Raw genomic sequence first — 16,717 nt, 5'->3', positions numbered from 1 at the left:
CCTTTGCGTTTACTTTGCGTTTAAAAACATTATGAGTTTACGCAAAATACTACCTGACTCACTTCATAAACAACTTCTAATCAAGCCTGTTAACCCCTTTCCTATTGATAACCGGCTGCTTGCAACAGAAACAATTTGGCATAACGTCCCCCTAGCTGTAACAGTTCTTCGTGAGTTCCCTGTTCTATAACTTCCCCATTTTCTATTACTAAAATTTTGTCAGCCATTCGTACCGTAGAAAACCGATGCGAAATCAAAAGTACCATTTGCTTTTGAGTAATAGCCCGAAAATGATTGAAAATCTCAAACTCAGCTTGGGCATCTATCGCTGATGTTGGTTCATCTAACACCAAGATATCTGCTTGCGATCGCATAAAAGCACGAGACAGAGCAATTTTCTGCCATTGTCCCCCAGAAAGTTCCTGTCCTCCTTTAAACCAACGGCCGAGTTGAGTCTGGAAGCTTTGCGGTAATTGGTCGATAAAGGATTGCGCCATGCCTTTTTGGGCAGCAGTTTCCCAACGAGTATTATCTTCGAGATGTTCTACATCGCCGACGCCAATATTCTCACCCACAGTAAATTGATAGCGGACAAAGTTCTGAAAAATCACACCAATGCGACGCCGCAACACATCCACATCCCATTCTTGCAAGTCCAAACCATCTAAGAAAATTCGCCCAGAATCTGGGGTGTAGAGTCGGGTAAGTAGTTTGATTAAAGTAGTCTTACCGGAACCGTTTTCACCGACAATTGCCAGTTTCTCTCTCGGTTTCAAGTGCAGCGAAATGTTTCTCAATGCTGGCTTGGAACTTCCCGGATAAGTAAATGATACGTTCTCAAAACGAATACCATCTTGGGGATTTAAACCAACGGTTGCCTTACCCCAAGACTTTGGTACTTTCTCTTCCAGAAAATCATAGAGATTTGATAGATAAAGGTTGTCCTCATACATCCCTCCAATAGAAGTCAGGGCATTGGAGAAAGTAGACTGTCCTTGGCGAAACACAGTCAGATACATTGTCATGTCTCCCAAGGAAATCTTACCTCGCACTGTTTCCAGCACAATCCAAGCATAAGCTACGTAAAAAGCGCCAGTACTGACTAAACTCAGGAGATACCCCCACAATCCTCGCCGCAGAGTCAAATCGCGGTCTTCGCCATAAAGTGTATCGAACAGGTTGCGGTAACGTCCTAGCAACATCTCTCCGAGTTGGTAGAGTTTGACTTCTGTGACAAAATCTTCTCTTGCTAGCAGATTCTCTAAGTAGTGCTGTTGACGGGTTTCTGATGCACGCCAACTAAACAAGCGAAAGGCTTCTCCTGCAAACTTTGTTTCGGCAATAAATACAGGTATGGCGGCCAAAATCAGCATTAGCACCGCCCAAACTGAGAAATTAACTAGCAAAATACCGTAAGTAATCAGCGAAAGGGCATTTTGTACTAAGCCAAAGGTGCGGTTTACTAAGGAAAGGGGACGCACTGATGCTTCTCGTCGGGCATTGGTCAATTTGTCATAAAATTCTGAGTCTTCAAACTGTCTAAGATCGAGTGTCAGCGCCTTTTCTAAGATGAGTACATTCACTCGCTGACCCAGTAGCGCCCGCAATAACGATTGACAAATGATGATTCCCCGTTGGCTACCTGCTAGTAAAATTACAGCGATCGCTTCTAATCCTACATACAACAAAGAAGGATAAATATTAACAGAACCGTTGCTGCCTGAGCTAACCTGAGAGGCAAATACCACTGCATCAACAATCAACTTACTTATGTAAGATATCGCTGCCGGTAAAATACCAGCCACTAAAGTTAAACTAGCCAGAAAAATAGTAAGCGATCGGCTAGTAGTCCATACTAAGCTTATAGCCCGTCCACTGTACCGGAAAACCGTCAGTGATTGGCGTAGAATATTTCTTTTTTTTTAATTTTCATCTTTACTTGCCGCGAGATACCCCAATACGGTTCGGTTAACAGGTTTATTCCTCGAAGATCCCCCCAACCCCCCTTTTTAAGGGGGTTTACAACCCTCTTTTACCCCCTTTTTAAGGGGGTCGCCGTAGGCGGGGGGATCTTAACCGAACCGTATTGCGAGATACCCCAAGTACAGCGGATCTTCCTGACTTTATTTAATCTTTATAAATTGTAGCAAAAAAGAACTCATAACTCAGGAGCGAGAATGGCAAGTGTTCGACTGAGTGGTGACTTTTATACTTAGGTTAACGAATATTCTGAATTCCAACTCCTATTTATATTTTTATCCCCACAATCTCCTACCTGGTTTGCCATTTAATCGCTGGTGAGCATCTTCCAATAAAGCTGGAATATCTAAATTTTCAGGACATCGGGGTAAACAATCACCACATTCTGTACATCGATTAGCTTTCATTCCAGGGAACCAATGACCGGCATTTTCAAACATTCCATAACGATATTGGCCATAGTCTTTCATGTCATAAGCTACTGCGAGGTTTCGTAACCGCAATACTTCTGGAATATTGATATTTTCCGGACATGGTAAACAAGCATAACATTGGCTACATTTATCAATTCCCAAAGCAATTTTTTGCTGATTTTCTAATCGCTGGAATGCAGAAATTTCTTCTGGCGTAAGTTCATTATCTCGGTTAGCAACTTGCAGAGGTTCGATTAATTCATCTGGGTTAGCTGGCCCGACACTCAAAGTAGTTATACGGTTATCTGCAAGTAAAAATCGATAGTTTAGTTCTAATGGTGAATACGGCTGACACAAGTCTTTAAGGGTTTGGGGTGGCGTGTAGAGGCGTCCTCCCTTATCAGCAGGGGAAATGATGAAAATCCCCATGTCTTTTTGGTTAGCTAGTTGAATCGCTGGCGCGTGGCGTTGGAAAAAATAGTAATAATGCAGATTGACAAATTCAAAAATATCTGTATTAATCGCTGCCTGAATTAATTCTAATGTCCCGTGGGTCGAAAAACCAACGTGTCGCACTCGACCATCAGCAACGGCTTCTTCGACAGCTTGCATACAGCCATTTTTGGCTTGTACCCATTCCAAATGTTGCCAAGTGTTTAAGCCATGAATGCCTAAGCAATCTAGATAATCTATTTGTAATTGTTCTAAGGATTCGTCGATGCACCGACGCATGGTGTCGGAATCTGGTGTAGGTGGGATTTTGGTAGTGAGGTGCAGCCTCGTTCGGGGGACTGACAAACCAGCTTTTAACGCCTTACCAAGATATTCCTGACTTTTACCGTAACCTTTGGCAGTTTCTAGATGATTAATTCCTAAGGCTAAGGCTTGTTCGATTGTCTGCTGGGCATTTTCAAAGTCAGCCAGGTAGCGCATTGTTCCCAAGGAAAAAACCGAGAGGCGCAAATTTGTTTTCCCAAAGCGTCGGTATTGCATCGTTAAGAGAATTAGGAGTGAGGAGTGAGGAGTTAGGAGTGAGAAATGAGCAGTTGAATAATGTAATTCATAACTCTTAACTCTTAACTCATAACTTTTAACTCATAACTCATAACTCCTAACTCATAACTCTTAACTCATAACTTTTTTAACTGTCGCCATTACCAAAGCGCTTGATCAAATCTTCAGGACGGAGATTAGAAACAAATTCACGGAAGGCTTGCTGTTCGGCTTCGTCTGCATCGCGGTCAACTGGGATAGAGGCATCGGCGATGACTTCTTCCATTACCCAAATCGGAGTATTTGTGCGGAGGGCAATGGCGATCGCATCGCTAGGACGGGCGTCGATTTCCTTTTTCACCTCACCTTGCTGGACAATTAAGGCTGCATAAAAGGTATCCTTTTGCAAGGAATGAATAATCACCTTCTCTAGAGTCATGTTCCAGGTCTCTAGAAGATTCACCATCAAATCGTGAGTCAAGGGTCTGGGAGGCTTCTGATTTTCCAGTGCGCCCATAATTGCCCTAGCTTGTTCTTGACCGATGTAAATAGGCAAAGCCCGTCGATCTGAAGAATCTTTCAAAAGGACGATCGGGCTGCGGGTTATGGCATCTAATGCTATGCCAGCGACTTTCATTTCAATCATTGGCTAAGCCTCTACAATTTTTTGAGAGCCTTGGATAGTGTGTAACAAATAGTACTCTTGTCCAGGCGGTTTAGCGACAGTAATAAACATAAGCATTCGTTCTCTATAATTGCTTCTATTAAACTCCGAACTTGTGGTGTACACCAGAGTAATTCAAATGGGTCAGCTTAAACAATAAGCTTCTTACCCAAGTATGCCTCGTGAAGGATGATAATGTGTTAATATTCCTCATAGAAAAAAAAGTCAGAAAATATACTCAGATATTCTCAATTTCTGTGACAATTACTAATTAATTTCTGCCAAAATTAGGCAATAAATAGAGTTAGTTTGGCAAAAAAGCGGTGTTTACAGGATTAATCCAAGCTTTAGGAACGATGAAACCCTTAGGGGGCGATTCTTGGCAAATTACTTGTGTTAGCCAATCGGGTGAAGTAATTATGCAAGATTTGGCTTATGGTGACAGTGTTGCAGTGGATGGCGTTTGTTTGACGGTGGAGAAAGTTTTAAAAGATGGCTTTATCGCCACCGCTTCACCAGAAACCCTACGCCGCACGACTTTGGGAGGCGAGCAAACCCAACAGAGATATGTCAATTTAGAAGCGTCGCTCAGAGTTGGCAGCAAAGTCGGCGGTCATTTTGTGATGGGTCATGTAGATGGCATCGGGCGATTGTTAATGGCAGAACAAACGGCGACTTCTTGGGAAATGACCTTTAGTGCATCAGAGGCGATCGCACGCTATATTGTCCCCAAAGGTAGCATTACCGTCAATGGCATCAGTCTCACAGTAGCTACATATGAGCCGGAATTTTCCCAATTCAAGGTGGCGGTGATTCCTCTCACCTATGCCGAGACAAATCTTCGCTATTTGACTCCTGGCAGTTTAGTCAATTTAGAAGGAGATATTCTCGGCAAATACGTGGAAAAATTCCTTTATTCTGGCAAACCACACACCACAGACCCTGATAATAATAGTATAAACGACATTACACCCGCATTCTTAGCAGAACACGGGTATTTGTAATTAGGCATGTGTAAAGGGAAAGGGGTAAGGGGAAAAGGAGAAAAATTAAATTTATTCCTTTTCCCTTTAACCTTTAACCTTTTCCCCAGTTAACTCCCTGGTTCCTGATTTACCTGAGCAGTTCGCAGGGATTGAAGTAACTGGGCCAGGCCGCCTTGTAATTCTACGCCTGGGTCAGTTGCAACCCATCCATTTGGCGTGAGGTGGCGGACTTCAAAGTGCAGGTGAGAGCCTGTGGAATTACCTGTGCTACCGACTCGCCCAATCACAGTTCCAGGTTCTACCCATTGACCTGGTTGAACAAAGATTTCTGACATGTGGCCGTAGAGAGTTTGTTCAGCAGATTTGTGATTGATGATAACAGCTAAACCATAACCACCCAGCCAGTTAGCAGTTTCCACTTGACCGCCAGCAGCAGCCAAAACCGGTGTTCCCGTAGGCGCACCCAAGTCTGTACCAGCATGGAAGCGTTGGGTACCTGTAATGGGATGAATTCGCCAACCAAACACAGAAGTAATGGAAGCGGGAATTGACAACGGATACATCATTCCCGTACCACCATAGGCGATTCTAGGACTGTAGGGAATTTGTGGCAATACTGATGCCAGCGAGAAGTCGTAACTTACAGTGCTGGGGCGGGGTGCTATGTTACCATCTGCCATTGGTGGTGGTAAAGTACCGCCACTGGGGGCAATGGGAGTCGCACTAACCTTGGTGGGGCCAAAATCGCTGGGACTAGGAATAAATCGATTCTGACGGAATCCAGTCTTATTGTCACCACTAGAAACACTTTGAACAGCACGCCATCTGCCATTGTTACTAGCGCTTGCCACCTGTCGCACTGGTGGAACTACTGGCAGCTGAGCGTTTTCACTTCTTCTGAGCCAATTAGGTGCTGATTTCCCATTAGAATTGGCTACACGCCCAGTTTGGGGTGCTTTAGCACAAACCCCACCAGATACGCTTTGCCCTGAAGGCAAAGTGGCTCGGCAACCACTAGAACGTTCTGTGAGGATTACGGAACTCGGTGCTTGATAAGTGCCCGTTGCACCGGTATCATAACTATTGGGGTCAATATAGGCGTTATTATAATCCTTGGCTTTCTCTATGGCTGCCCTGACAGCGCTATTGGAGTTGTTTGCTGGTTGAGCAACTTGTGGGAGTTTTTCAGGTAAGGGACGAGGAGCAGCATTAGGTTTTTCTTGTCTCACCCTTGCAGGAGCAATCTGCGAAGTTTCTGGTTTAGGCTGAGACTGTCTGATAATAACAACAGGTTCAGCAGCTTCGATTTTAGGCTTAGACTGCCTAATTGGTTCTTTTGATTGAGCCACTTCTGGCTTGCGTAGTCTCTGTCTGAGTCTGGTTCGCCGTTGAGCAAAGTCTGGCTGTGTTTGAGCTGTTTCCGGCGCAACAGTCTGTTTTTTCACTGGGTTTGTAAACACCACTGCTGGCTGGGAACTTTCAACAGTGGGAACGATGTTGTCTATTTGTGTTTCCGTTTGGGCAGACACGAAGCCGCCGCTTAGGAGACTGACGCTGCTTAGCCAACAGAGACTCTGTGCTGGTAGCGTCGAGGCAAAACGTTTTTTTGTCACACCTCGCTGCCATAAGTAGTGCAAACGATGATGGGCAGAATTTTGGCGCTGCGTCATTTGTTCTCTCAGTTGTGTGTAATTAGCCTAAAGAGATGATGCTAGTGGTTTGCCTTGCCGAAAGAGCGAAATTTTGAACAAACCTGAAATTTAAACCGAAGATTTATGGTATCCCAAACTGATTGTACCGGGTTCAATATAAATTTCCGGTGTAATTAGTTCTTTTGTCCCATAATTTTCTAAATCAATTCGTAAATTTCCTTGAGGAGTTACACCGACTACAGTACCTGAAAGATTATTGACGTACACCTTATCGCCCATATTTGTAAGCAAATTTAAATAGCGAGATAAGAGTATGTTTATTCCTTCTTGGAAGAGGCACTGCATACCGGATTCTATTCCTAGTAAAACCGTAGAGGCGAGCATTTCCAAACAAGAAATTGGTCTGTAATTTTGGGAAGCTTGCCACGATTCCAGATTAATTCCTGTTTCTGGTACTGGGTTTATCCAGTTAATACCAACGCCAATTACTGTTTGTGTAACTTGTCCTTTGTTTACTTTGGTTTCTGTCAAAATGCCGCCTAGCTTGCGACCATTTAAAACTAAATCATTGGGCCATTTTATCCCAACATTCACGTTGTGCTGGCGCAATTGAGACGCAATTCCCCAAGCACTAGCGAAAGTTAGCTGGTAGCTGTCGGTAGCTTCTATTTTGCCATCGCAAGAAATCGCCAGCGAAAGATACAATCCTCCAACTGGAGAAATCCATTGGCGTCCCCATTGTCCCCGTCCCGCTGTCTGTGAAGTTGCAATTACTACTGTTCCCGAAGTCGCCCCAAGGTTTAGCATGTCCCAGAGAATTTGATTTGTTGAGGAGACACTTTCAAAAAAATGCACAGAAAATGGTAAATACGGATACTTTCGCCCTGCTTGCAAGGCTACTTCTAAATTTTGCAGATTAAATTCCACAGCAGTAACCTAAATGGCCTCGTTCAAGTTAGCATTAATTGGCTGATGAGTGATTTTCTCTTTAGGTTTGGTTGATGATGCACACTTGGCACTGGCGAAATTGGGAAGGACTGCCCTATTTAACTTGCAGTATTCTGGAAAATTGGCATCACGGTTTCTTTACTCACCAGTTTTGGCCGCGATCGCCACAAGATCTTACACTCATACTGCAACCAGAGGCATCAGTCTATCGCTTAAAGCAGGTACATGGTAATAGTGTTCTCACCCCCCAAGAAATTGCCAGCAGCACTCTTGAGGATGGTTTAGCCTCGGCAGATGCTCTAATTAGCGAACAGCCTCTACAAGCTGTCTGGGTCGCTAGTGCAGATTGTACGCCCCTGCTGATTGGCGATGTGAAAACTGGACTTGTGGCAGCAATACACGCCGGATGGCGGGGTACTGCCAAGAAGATTGTCCCTCAAGCGATCGCCAGATTCAAATCCCAAGGCAGCAAACTCGATGATTTACGTATTGCAATGGGGCCGGCGATCGCAGGTGAAGTTTACCAAGTTTCTCTTGAGGTAGCTGCCCAAGTCGGAGCCAGCATTATACCACATAATGACGAGCAAAAAATTGTCCAAGCATTACAAAATCTGCCTAATTCACCCTTATTAGAAGACCCCAATCCAGGAAAGGTAAAACTTGATGTGCGGCGAGTAAATGTTTTACAGCTGGAAAGTTTGGGAATTAGTGGAGAACAAATTGCGATCGCTCCTTATTGTACTTTTCAAACTCCAGAGCATTTCTTTTCTTACCGCCGGGAACAAGAGAAAAAAGTCCAGTGGTCAGGAATTGTCAGCGGTAAAACGATTCATTAGCCTATATTTTCATCACACGACGTATTAATACCATCTACCATTTCAAGGGTTAATATTCCTTTCGGTTTATTAACTACTAGCTGCATAGTGTCGAGCCACAATGAGCCTATTATGGTATCTGGAATTTCATCTCCAACATGAACAGGAATTATAACTTCAGTTCCATCGATAATTAGTTTGCCTTCATAAATATCGAATCGTGCTTCCCCTCTTGCTGTTCGCATTTCAATTTGTGCGGCCATCAATGGCCACCCTAATACTTCCAAGTCTTGAGTATTAATAGCTAACCACCCATCTGTAAAGCCAGTATCGAGTAAAGCTTCAACAGCAAATAGTTCATTATTAGTAGCAACAAGCTGAATTTCAAATAATAGCTCGCCATTATCACCAAATGAACCTGCAATCATAACCTGCCGCAGGTTCCCGTGTCGTTGAGTCGAAATATAGTAAGTTTAACTTTGTTAATGTTGTCATAAGCTTCGTGGATTTTTTGCATTATCCCCAAGAGCGTTGGATCGATAAAGTACTGTTCTGTTTCAGGGTCAATAGCAATATGCCAGTTGTAATGTGTTTCAATCAAAGTTGGACGTAAACGCTCAAAAATGGCACGACACTGCATTGCAAGATGGTCGCGCTGTTTTTGACGGTTACGTACTTCTTCAGGTGCTAATGATGCTTGTAGAATGCGGGTGCGTCGTGGATGGGATACCTGTTTCATATCAATAAAATGTACGCGGTAGCATAGTCTTAATTATCGAGTAAATCTAAATCTGGTTGACTTAAAGTCAAGTTAATGCTTCATACAAAACTTCACGGTGCATTAATGCTCTATCAACTAAAGATTGTATTTGCTCAGGTGATAACGGATCGCCATTAGCATAATGTTCCATCCAAGTTTTACCAATCAAATTGGTGTCATCTGGTAAAGTTGCTAAATCCCACCCAGGTATCGCCAATTCTTCCATCAGGCGATTTACCTTAGGATCGTAACTCAAAGCAAAACAGCGACAGCCTTCAGCAGCCGCCATAATTAAGCTGTGCAAACGCATTCCAATTGCCATTTCGACACCGCGAAACACCCCTTTTAAAAGTTGCGGATCTTCCAGACACAAAATTTTGCTGACATCTGGAAGTTTGGGTTGAATAGCTTCGGCAATACTTAAATCTTCACTTTTTTGGAATGGTAGCAGTAAGATAAACGCTTGGGTGGCTTTTTGAAAATCGACTAAAGCACGAGTCAAGTTAGCCAAACGTGTTTCTGTAAGTTGGGGATGCGATCGCAACGTTACCGCAACTCTCGGCGCAGGTAAATCCCAAAGTCCTGGTACTGGTTTAGATTCTAATGCCCAAACCGGATCGGGAGCTATGATACAAGGAATTTGCCAATCAGCTAATAAAGCAGCACTGGCGCGATCGCGGACGCTGACTTTGGTACAATTTATAAAAGTTTGCCTTGCTAAGAAGCGAGTTTGGGGACGCACCAAAGGGCCGATACCTTGCGCCCAAGCAACAGTTTTCAAACCGAAATTCTGTGCCAATGACATCAGTCCGCCATAATAAAATGGGCTAATAATACTGGTAACGTCTTGAATTAGACTCCCACCGCCCCAAATCAAAGCATCACAAGAGCGCAAAGCTTGGAGAACAGGTAAAACAGCCATGCGATTGTGAGTTTCTACATTGTAGCGATCGCGCGTTTCCTCTGGATTACCCGAAAGCACCACAGGCGTCACATCAGGTGGTAACATTTGCAAAAGCGTTGCCAACAAAGCTTCGTCACCACCATTACCTTTACCGTAATATCCAGACAATAACGCCCGCATCTTTGCCATTTTAGATTTTGGATTTTGGATTTTATATCAACTTTATTGAGAATTCAGAATTCAGAACTCCTAACTCCTAACTCCTAATTCCCCACTCCCTACTCCCCACTCCCTACTCCCCACTTCTATGCACGTTCTTTCGATTCCCACCTGGATTATCCATATTTCTAGCGTTATTGAGTGGATTATTGCCATTTGGTTAGTTTGGACTTACGGCGAACTCACTCGTAACCGTAATTGGTGGGCATTGTCCCTTGCCATGTTACCAGCTTTGGTTAGTGCCATGTGTGCTTGTACCTGGCATTATTTCGACAACGCCGAATCTCTGGAATGGCTGGTAACGCTTCAGGCTACCATGACCTTAGTTGGTAACATTACACTTTGGGCGGCGGCGTTTTTGATTTGGCGTTCCACAAAGTCTACTAACACTGTTGCACCCCAACCTATTAAATCAAAGCAATGATCTCTAAAGAAACCCTGTTCGCGCTTTCATTGTTTCCCTATTTGGGTTTCTTGTGGTTTATCAGCCGCAGTCCGCAAATGCCGCGTTTAGCACTATATGGATTTTACGGTACTCTTGTATTTGTTTTCGTCACCATTCCCGCAGGAATTTATGCCGTACTGCATTATGGCAAGTCTCTAGCCAATGTAGATTGGTTACACGGCGGTGCAGAAGTATTTTTGACACTTACGAACATCTTGATTGTGTTGGGTTTTCGCCAAGCAGTTAACGAATTGAAAAATAGAGAGTAGGGAGTCGGGTGACACACTGACGCAGTGACGTAGGGAGTAGTAAAGGTGGATGAATCCAGTTCAGAGGTGGATGAATCCAGTTCAGAGGTGGATGATTCCAGTTCAAAGGTGGATGAATCTAGTTCAAAGGTCGATGAACAACTATCTAAGTCTAATAACTCAACTTCTAACACGATGTCAGACTAATCACTTGTAATTAAAACCTCTCCCCATCTCCCCACCTCCCCACCTCCCCATCTCCCCACTCTCCACTCCCATTTCCATATATCTACCAAATTAAGTTCGAGGAAAAGCAAATGGATGTAATTCCAGCAATAGATTTACTAGAAGGTCGTTGCGTGCGATTGTATCAGGGAGACTACGATCGCTCGCAAGTTTTTAGCGAAAACCCAGCTGATGTTGCTAAACAGTGGGTGGAACAGGGCGCTACAAGATTGCACGTAGTCGATTTAGATGGTGCAAAAACAGGTAAAGTGGTAAATCTTCAGGCAATTGAAGCGATCGCTAAAGTGGTATCTGTCCCCATTGAAATTGGCGGAGGATTGCGCGATCGCACCAGCGTAGAACAAGTGTTTAATCTGGGGGTACAGTGGGCAATTCTCGGTACCATCGCTGTCGAAGAACCCCAGTTAGTCCAAGAAATCTGCCAAGAATTTCCCGAACAAATTATTATCGGTATTGACGCCCGTAATGGCCGCGTAGCTACTCGCGGTTGGTTAGAAACTTCACAAGTTTTAGCAACCCAGCTAGCTGTCACAATGCAAGAATTGGGCGCAGCAGCAATTATTTATACTGATATACATCGTGATGGTACTCTTACGGGGCCTAATTTAGAAGCTTTGCGAGAACTTGCTAGTGCAATTTCCATACCAGTAATCGCTTCTGGTGGAGTTAGTTCCGTTACCGATTTGTTGAGTTTGCTGGCGTTAGAACCACAAGGCGTAACTGGTGTAATTGTCGGACGTGCCTTATATACTGGGGATATTTTACTCAAAGAAGCATTACAAGCGATCGGCCCTGGACGGATTCAGGATATTCCACCCGATTTCGGTTTTTCTAGTTTTGCTTGACAAACTACACACACTGACTCGTCCTTGCCGAGTACAATGGTGTCTCTCTTAACTAGTCCGGCTATTTGTTCTAGCTAAACAGTGAACAGTACGGAGGATGAAATGGTTGTTACATTGCGGCTGCGCCAAATAGACGTTCAACCAGGCCAGTGCTTGATATTGCGCGAGATTAGTTGGGCAGAGTTTGAAGCAATTCTAGAGGAACTTGGAGAACATCGGGCTACGCGAGTTGCTTACTATCAGGGGTGTTAGAAATTCGGATGCCTTCACCAGAACATGAAGTTGACAAAGAATTAATCGGTGATATGGTGAAAATCGTACTTGATGAGTTACAACTTGACTGGGAACCTTACGGCTCGACAACACTGAAGCGATGCCTACGGCTGGCTGCGCCTACGCAAATGGCAGCAGGTGTAGAACCAGATAGCTGTTTTTATATCCAAAATGCTCGCCAAATGATTGGCAAGCGACGGTTAGATTTGTCAGTCGATCCACGACCAGATCTAGCAATTGAGATTGATGTTACCTCAAAGACCCAGCTTAGTGCTTATGTGGCGTTGGGCGTACCTGAAGTTTGGTGTTATGGAAATGGCAAGTTGCGAGTATTTGTCTTAAATCAAGGAGAATATATGCAGATGGAAATTAGTCCCACCTTTGGAAATTTCCCTGTGATTGAGGGAATATTGCAATTTTTACAACTCAGCCTGACACAAGGATCTAGTACAGCGCAACGGGCATTCAGACAGTGGGTACGTAAAGCATTAGCACAGTAATATTACGTTTAGTTAAAAATTAATAAGTTTATTTGTTTAATTTTTCCGTGAGATATTTCTGTAATCGACAATACCCGTAATGTAGATAAAATTGTAGTAGACTTTAAAACTTAATATTATGCCTAGTCAAGATAAAAATTCCCATCAAGCATTTAATCAAACACAAGCTAATGGAACAAAGAGCAAGAAGAAACTACAACCTCCTCCAGACATCAAAAAACCAAAGAAAACAGAATAAAAGCTGTTAGACTTTGTTGTAGAGACTTAAATCTAATTAAGCCTCTACATATAGAATGTGACGATAAAAGCGCTATTATAAAATCAACAGATGTTCAGATCCCCGATTTCTTTTAGAAATCGGGGATCTAACTTTTCACGAAGCTTCTGAAATTTACTCAAATTCTTCTGAATTCTGACTCCTGAATTCTGACTTATTTATTTTTCACTTGACTCTTTGCCTGTTCTAAAGCTATTTCTTTCATCGCTTGATACGAATTCACATTGGAAGTACCTTCAATGGCTTTAACTGCCAAATCCTGAACTTGTTTGAGAGCAGATTCAAGTTGTTTAGAAAGGTTTTGAATGCGTGCTTCTTGATTAGTAATAGTCTGTTCTAGAGATTGCAGTCTTTGTTCGTAAAAGCGCTTTTGCCCTTCTACTTCCTTAGAATATAAATCTGATTTAACCTTAGCTTGGTAATGGGCAATACCTTTGCCTTCTTCTGTAGCTTTTTTGATGGCTGCTTCTTTTTCTTTCGGAAAAGCCTCTACTTTAGCTTTCAATTCTTCAAATTGTTTTTCTCGTTCAAAAATGGCTTTTTCCCTTTCAGCCCACTGTTTTTCTGTTTCTTGAAGTAATTCCTCTAGTTGTTTATATAATGCTTTTTGACGCTGTTCGTATTCGTCATTGTCTAGCTGTCGTTGCAGTTCTAAATTATACTTATACTCTGCTACATCGCGTTGGCGAGTTTTATTGAGGTTTTCATTCCTTTCTTTTATCGCCCGTTGATGTTCTTCTTGCTCTTTTCCCCAAGTATTTCTTTCATCTGCTATTTCTTGTAATAACACATCAGCACGTTGGCTATATTCTTCCTGATAAGCTTTAGAATTATCTTCATAGGCTTGGATAAGAGTATCCAATATTTCGTCAGAAATGTCTAAATTATGTAACTGCTTTAATTGTTGAATTTCATCTTCTAAAGTTCGTCTGATTTCTTCTAATTTAGAAGCCTTATTTGTCAATTGTTCCGATAATTCATTAGCAGCGCTACCAAAACCTAATTGAATCTTTGCTAAGCTTTCAATTGTATTATTCATCTTCTGTTGGACGCTAGAAAGCTGATTCATAGGTGTTTTTTGCTCAGTTTTAGGCTGTTCTTTAGTTACTGACTTGCTTTCTTTAGCAACTTGTTCAAGTTGCGATTTTAACGCTGCTTGTTCTTTAGCTAACTCCTCATACGCCTGAAGAATTTCTACTTTAGTATTCTTCTCAGTCGGTTTTTTCACCACTACAACAAACCTCCTCTTCAGGAATTCAAAATTCAAAATGACTAAGGCGCTACAAACTCAAACTATTTACTACTAGAACTACCAAAAGCTCTCATAGCTAAGTCTTGTGCTTGTTTTAATGCAGTTTGCAATTGGGCAGAAATACCTTCTATCTGCTCAGTTTGTTTCTTGATTGTTTCTTCCAAAGATTGAATTTTTAATTCGTAACTCTGTTTGTTAGATTCCCATTCTTTTTCAAATAAATCCGCCTCGATTTTCGCTTTTTGATTTGTTTCTTTAATTGCCTCTTCTCTAGCTTTCTTAACGGCTTCTTCGAGTTCGTTAGGGAATGTAGCTACTTTTTGTTGATAATCTGCAAATAGCGGCTGATGTTGGGTGAGTATTTTTTCTCGTTCGTTCCAGTCTTTCTCTTTCTTTTGAGAATTTTCTTGTATTTCTCTTTCTTGTTGACGCTTGATTGCCTCGTAGCTATCTGTATTAAGTTTACGAGTTGTTTCTAATTTATATTGATATTCTTCTTCTTCTTGCTGGCGATCTTTGGTTAATAAATCATTATAGGCTTGCAGTTTTTCTTCATACTCTGCTTGCTCTTTATGCCATTCTTTCCGCCTCAGAGCAATTTCTTTCTCTAGAGTTTCCTTTTTACTAATACTATCTTGTTCTAAGATTTTGAGTTTTTCTTGGTGTTCTTGGCTTAAAATATCTAGAGTATCAGCAACAACTCTAATTTGCTGAAGCTCTTGCAAGCGTTGAGTTTCAATTTCTATTGCTTGATTTAATTCATCTAATTTAGAATTTTCCTGAGCTAATTTTTCAGATAATCCATTAAGAATGCTGCCAAACTCTAGTTGTAAATCAGCTAATCCTTTGACAATACTATCAACTGTATATACCGAAGCTGCTTGCAGAATTTCTTGACTTTTTGCCTTTTCTGCTTCCTCTTGTTTAGTTGCTATTTTAAATTCCAGCTTTTTCCTTTGGATCAGAATTTGTTGAAATGCTTGCATTAGTTGTTGTTTGCTGTCCTTGACTCCAACTGTAGTCATATTCCAACTCCGTTCAATAAGCAATAATTTATCGGGTAGCAAGCCATACCAATGACTACCCTATGCAGACATCAGAGTAGCCTTTACATAGTATTTTTAACGCAGTGTAAACACTGAAATAATTAACAACGGACACTGAGATATACTAAGAGTTATCCACAGTATTGTCTTTGTGTTTTCTCAGTATATTTATATTTGGGCTGATTAGTACTTTTGTACTAATAAATATACCCAACGCAATTTGCCCTTGTCAATAGAAAAATTGAAGCTATTTGACTAAAAAGACTATGGCAGCTTACAACCGCAGCGTTTTATAATCGTAATTAAGGCGCTGTGGCATATGTAACTTTTTGTAAAGGAAATCTAAAAGAATTAACCCTAGTAGAAGCGCGGTTGCACTCAGGCTAGATAATAGATTTAATCATCCTAATTGATACAAGCACAGTCATAGACTTTTGTGATATCAATGTATACCAGTGAATCGACCAAGTATTCTGCAAGAACGGATATTGGACAAACCAGCCGAATTCTAGTAGTAGAAGATGAAGAACTAATCCAGGAAATGCTAGCTGTAGCCCTGGAAGAGGAGGGTTTTGGGGTGATAACGGCCCCTGATGGGCGGTCTGCTGTAGAGTATCTCAAAAGTTTTGAAACCAACTCAGGGGAACTTCCCTTTGACTTGATCGTTCTTGATTTGATGCTACCTCAGATCAACGGTTTAGATATTTGCCGTTTGCTACGTCATCAAGGAAACCCAGTACCGATTTTAATGCTCAGTGCCAAGGGTAGCGAAACTGACCGCGTTTTGGGTTTGGAAGTCGGAGCAGATGACTACCTCACTAAACCCTTCAGTATGCGGGAATTAGTGGCTCGTTGTCGGGCTTTACTGCGGCGTCAACGCTTAAGTACTTTGCCACAACTACCAGTATTAAAATTCAAGGATGTGACCTTAAATCCTCAAGAATGTCGCGTGCTAGTTCGCGGTCAGGAGGTGAGCCTTTCTCCTAAAGAGTTTCGCCTGCTGGAACTATTTATGAGTTATGCCCGTCGGGTGTGGTCGCGGGAACAATTGCTAGACCAGGTTTGGGGCCCGGATTTTGTGGGTGATAGCAAAACTGTAGACGTTCACATCCGTTGGTTGCGTGAAAAATTAGAGCAAGACCCCAGCCATCCGGAATATATTGTGACTGTACGAGGTTTTGGCTATAGGTTTGGATAATTAGTTTCGATAGTTGTTAGTTTTGAGTAATCACCAAAAAACTAACGACTCAA

Annotated in this window: 16 protein-coding genes and 1 pseudogene; 7 read left to right on the top strand and 10 right to left on the bottom strand. The window is 42.3% G+C overall.

Annotation, left to right across the window (positions count from 1 at the left end; genetic code table 11):
• Window positions 1-101: 101 nt before the first annotated feature.
• From NSTC745_RS04130 to NSTC745_RS04120, 3 genes are all read right to left on the bottom strand, one after another.
• Window positions 102-1,910 (bottom strand): ABC transporter ATP-binding protein, encoded by a 1,809-nt coding sequence (locus tag NSTC745_RS04130; protein ID WP_445638523.1) that lies wholly within the window; start codon window positions 1,908-1,910, stop codon window positions 102-104.
• 345 nt (window positions 1,911-2,255) lie between these two features.
• A complete protein-coding gene (locus NSTC745_RS04125; protein ID WP_445636014.1) occupies window positions 2,256-3,386 on the bottom strand; it encodes an aldo/keto reductase in 1,131 nt (376 codons plus the stop codon).
• A gap of 148 nt (window positions 3,387-3,534) precedes the next feature.
• Complete coding sequence (locus NSTC745_RS04120; RefSeq protein ID WP_096536256.1) at window positions 3,535-4,032, bottom strand: bifunctional nuclease family protein; 498 nt, start codon at window positions 4,030-4,032, stop codon at window positions 3,535-3,537.
• A 341-nt stretch (window positions 4,033-4,373) separates the two neighbouring features.
• On the opposite strand from NSTC745_RS04120, the gene NSTC745_RS04115 reads away from it, so the two are divergent.
• Complete coding sequence (locus NSTC745_RS04115; protein ID WP_096536258.1) at window positions 4,374-5,054, top strand: riboflavin synthase; 681 nt, start codon at window positions 4,374-4,376, stop codon at window positions 5,052-5,054.
• Between the two features lie 89 nt (window positions 5,055-5,143).
• On the opposite strand, the gene NSTC745_RS04110 is transcribed toward NSTC745_RS04115, so the two are convergent.
• Both NSTC745_RS04110 and NSTC745_RS04105 read right to left on the bottom strand, forming a co-directional pair.
• Complete coding sequence (locus NSTC745_RS04110) at window positions 5,144-6,706, bottom strand: peptidoglycan DD-metalloendopeptidase family protein (RefSeq protein WP_445636013.1); 1,563 nt, start codon at window positions 6,704-6,706, stop codon at window positions 5,144-5,146.
• A gap of 90 nt (window positions 6,707-6,796) precedes the next feature.
• Complete coding sequence (locus tag NSTC745_RS04105) at window positions 6,797-7,615, bottom strand: biotin--[acetyl-CoA-carboxylase] ligase (protein WP_445636012.1); 819 nt, start codon at window positions 7,613-7,615, stop codon at window positions 6,797-6,799.
• A 77-nt stretch (window positions 7,616-7,692) separates the two neighbouring features.
• On the opposite strand from NSTC745_RS04105, the gene pgeF reads away from it, so the two are divergent.
• Complete coding sequence (pgeF, locus tag NSTC745_RS04100; RefSeq protein WP_445638522.1) at window positions 7,693-8,472, top strand: peptidoglycan editing factor PgeF; 780 nt, start codon at window positions 7,693-7,695, stop codon at window positions 8,470-8,472.
• Here the strand turns inward: pgeF and NSTC745_RS04095 are convergent.
• From NSTC745_RS04095 to csaB, 3 genes are all read right to left on the bottom strand, one after another.
• Window positions 8,469-8,879 (bottom strand): aspartyl protease, encoded by a 411-nt coding sequence (locus NSTC745_RS04095; RefSeq protein ID WP_445636011.1) that lies wholly within the window; start codon window positions 8,877-8,879, stop codon window positions 8,469-8,471. The genes pgeF and NSTC745_RS04095 overlap by 4 nt on opposite strands.
• Entirely contained in the window at window positions 8,876-9,190 is a 315-nt protein-coding gene (locus NSTC745_RS04090) for a hypothetical protein (protein WP_445636010.1), read from the bottom strand. Before NSTC745_RS04090 ends, NSTC745_RS04095 begins: the two co-directional genes overlap by 4 nt.
• Window positions 9,191-9,257: 67 nt before the next feature.
• Entirely contained in the window at window positions 9,258-10,295 is a 1,038-nt protein-coding gene (gene csaB, locus NSTC745_RS04085; protein ID WP_445638521.1) for a polysaccharide pyruvyl transferase CsaB, read from the bottom strand.
• A 127-nt stretch (window positions 10,296-10,422) separates the two neighbouring features.
• Here csaB and NSTC745_RS04080 point away from each other — a divergent pair, with 127 nt between their 5' ends.
• From NSTC745_RS04080 to NSTC745_RS04065, 4 genes and pseudogenes are all read left to right on the top strand, one after another.
• Entirely contained in the window at window positions 10,423-10,758 is a 336-nt protein-coding gene (locus NSTC745_RS04080) for a DUF2499 domain-containing protein (RefSeq protein ID WP_445636009.1), read from the top strand.
• Window positions 10,755-11,048: a DUF3593 domain-containing protein gene (locus NSTC745_RS04075; protein ID WP_445636008.1), complete on the top strand. Its 294-nt coding sequence runs from the start codon at window positions 10,755-10,757 to the stop codon at window positions 11,046-11,048. Before NSTC745_RS04080 ends, NSTC745_RS04075 begins: the two co-directional genes overlap by 4 nt.
• Before the next feature lie 296 nt (window positions 11,049-11,344).
• Window positions 11,345-12,118 carry a 1-(5-phosphoribosyl)-5-[(5-phosphoribosylamino)methylideneamino]imidazole-4-carboxamide isomerase gene (hisA, locus tag NSTC745_RS04070; protein WP_445636007.1) on the top strand — a complete coding sequence of 258 codons (774 nt, stop codon included), beginning with the start codon at window positions 11,345-11,347 and terminating at the stop codon, window positions 12,116-12,118.
• A 102-nt stretch (window positions 12,119-12,220) separates the two neighbouring features.
• A pseudogene (locus NSTC745_RS04065) lies at window positions 12,221-12,891 on the top strand (Uma2 family endonuclease).
• A gap of 431 nt (window positions 12,892-13,322) precedes the next feature.
• Here NSTC745_RS04065 and NSTC745_RS04060 read toward each other — a convergent pair.
• Window positions 13,323-14,399 carry a hypothetical protein gene (locus NSTC745_RS04060; protein ID WP_445636006.1) on the bottom strand — a complete coding sequence of 359 codons (1,077 nt, stop codon included), beginning with the start codon at window positions 14,397-14,399 and terminating at the stop codon, window positions 13,323-13,325.
• Window positions 14,400-14,461: 62 nt separating this feature from the next.
• Window positions 14,462-15,445: a hypothetical protein gene (locus tag NSTC745_RS04055; RefSeq protein ID WP_445636005.1), complete on the bottom strand. Its 984-nt coding sequence runs from the start codon at window positions 15,443-15,445 to the stop codon at window positions 14,462-14,464.
• Window positions 15,446-15,911: 466 nt separating this feature from the next.
• On the opposite strand from NSTC745_RS04055, the gene NSTC745_RS04050 reads away from it, so the two are divergent.
• On the top strand, window positions 15,912-16,664 hold the full coding sequence (locus NSTC745_RS04050; protein ID WP_096536275.1) for a winged helix-turn-helix domain-containing protein: 753 nt from the start codon (window positions 15,912-15,914) through the stop codon (window positions 16,662-16,664).
• Window positions 16,665-16,717: the final 53 nt, after the last annotated feature.

This window comes from Nostoc sp. DSM 114161 (genome assembly GCF_052692665.1).
The sequence above is the reverse complement of the archived record's forward strand: the minus strand, read 5'-3'. Positions and strand labels throughout refer to the sequence as shown.

Excerpts from the sequence above, each read along its gene's own strand:
- NSTC745_RS04095 (WP_445636011.1), bottom strand. The coding sequence starts at position 8,879 with ATGATTGCAGGTTCATTTGGTGATAATGGCGAGCTATTATTTGAAATT.
- NSTC745_RS04080 (WP_445636009.1), top strand. The coding sequence starts at position 10,423 with ATGCACGTTCTTTCGATTCCCACCTGGATTATCCATATTTCTAGCGTT.
- csaB (WP_445638521.1), bottom strand. The coding sequence starts at position 10,295 with ATGCGGGCGTTATTGTCTGGATATTACGGTAAAGGTAATGGTGGTGAC.
- NSTC745_RS04055 (WP_445636005.1), bottom strand. The coding sequence starts at position 15,445 with ATGACTACAGTTGGAGTCAAGGACAGCAAACAACAACTAATGCAAGCA.
- NSTC745_RS04110 (WP_445636013.1), bottom strand. The coding sequence starts at position 6,706 with ATGACGCAGCGCCAAAATTCTGCCCATCATCGTTTGCACTACTTATGG.
- NSTC745_RS04050 (WP_096536275.1), top strand. The coding sequence starts at position 15,912 with ATGTATACCAGTGAATCGACCAAGTATTCTGCAAGAACGGATATTGGA.
- pgeF (WP_445638522.1), top strand. The coding sequence starts at position 7,693 with ATGCACACTTGGCACTGGCGAAATTGGGAAGGACTGCCCTATTTAACT.
- NSTC745_RS04090 (WP_445636010.1), bottom strand. The coding sequence starts at position 9,190 with ATGAAACAGGTATCCCATCCACGACGCACCCGCATTCTACAAGCATCA.
- NSTC745_RS04120 (WP_096536256.1), bottom strand. The coding sequence starts at position 4,032 with ATGATTGAAATGAAAGTCGCTGGCATAGCATTAGATGCCATAACCCGC.
- NSTC745_RS04125 (WP_445636014.1), bottom strand. The coding sequence starts at position 3,386 with ATGCAATACCGACGCTTTGGGAAAACAAATTTGCGCCTCTCGGTTTTT.
- hisA (WP_445636007.1), top strand. The coding sequence starts at position 11,345 with ATGGATGTAATTCCAGCAATAGATTTACTAGAAGGTCGTTGCGTGCGA.
- NSTC745_RS04075 (WP_445636008.1), top strand. The coding sequence starts at position 10,755 with ATGATCTCTAAAGAAACCCTGTTCGCGCTTTCATTGTTTCCCTATTTG.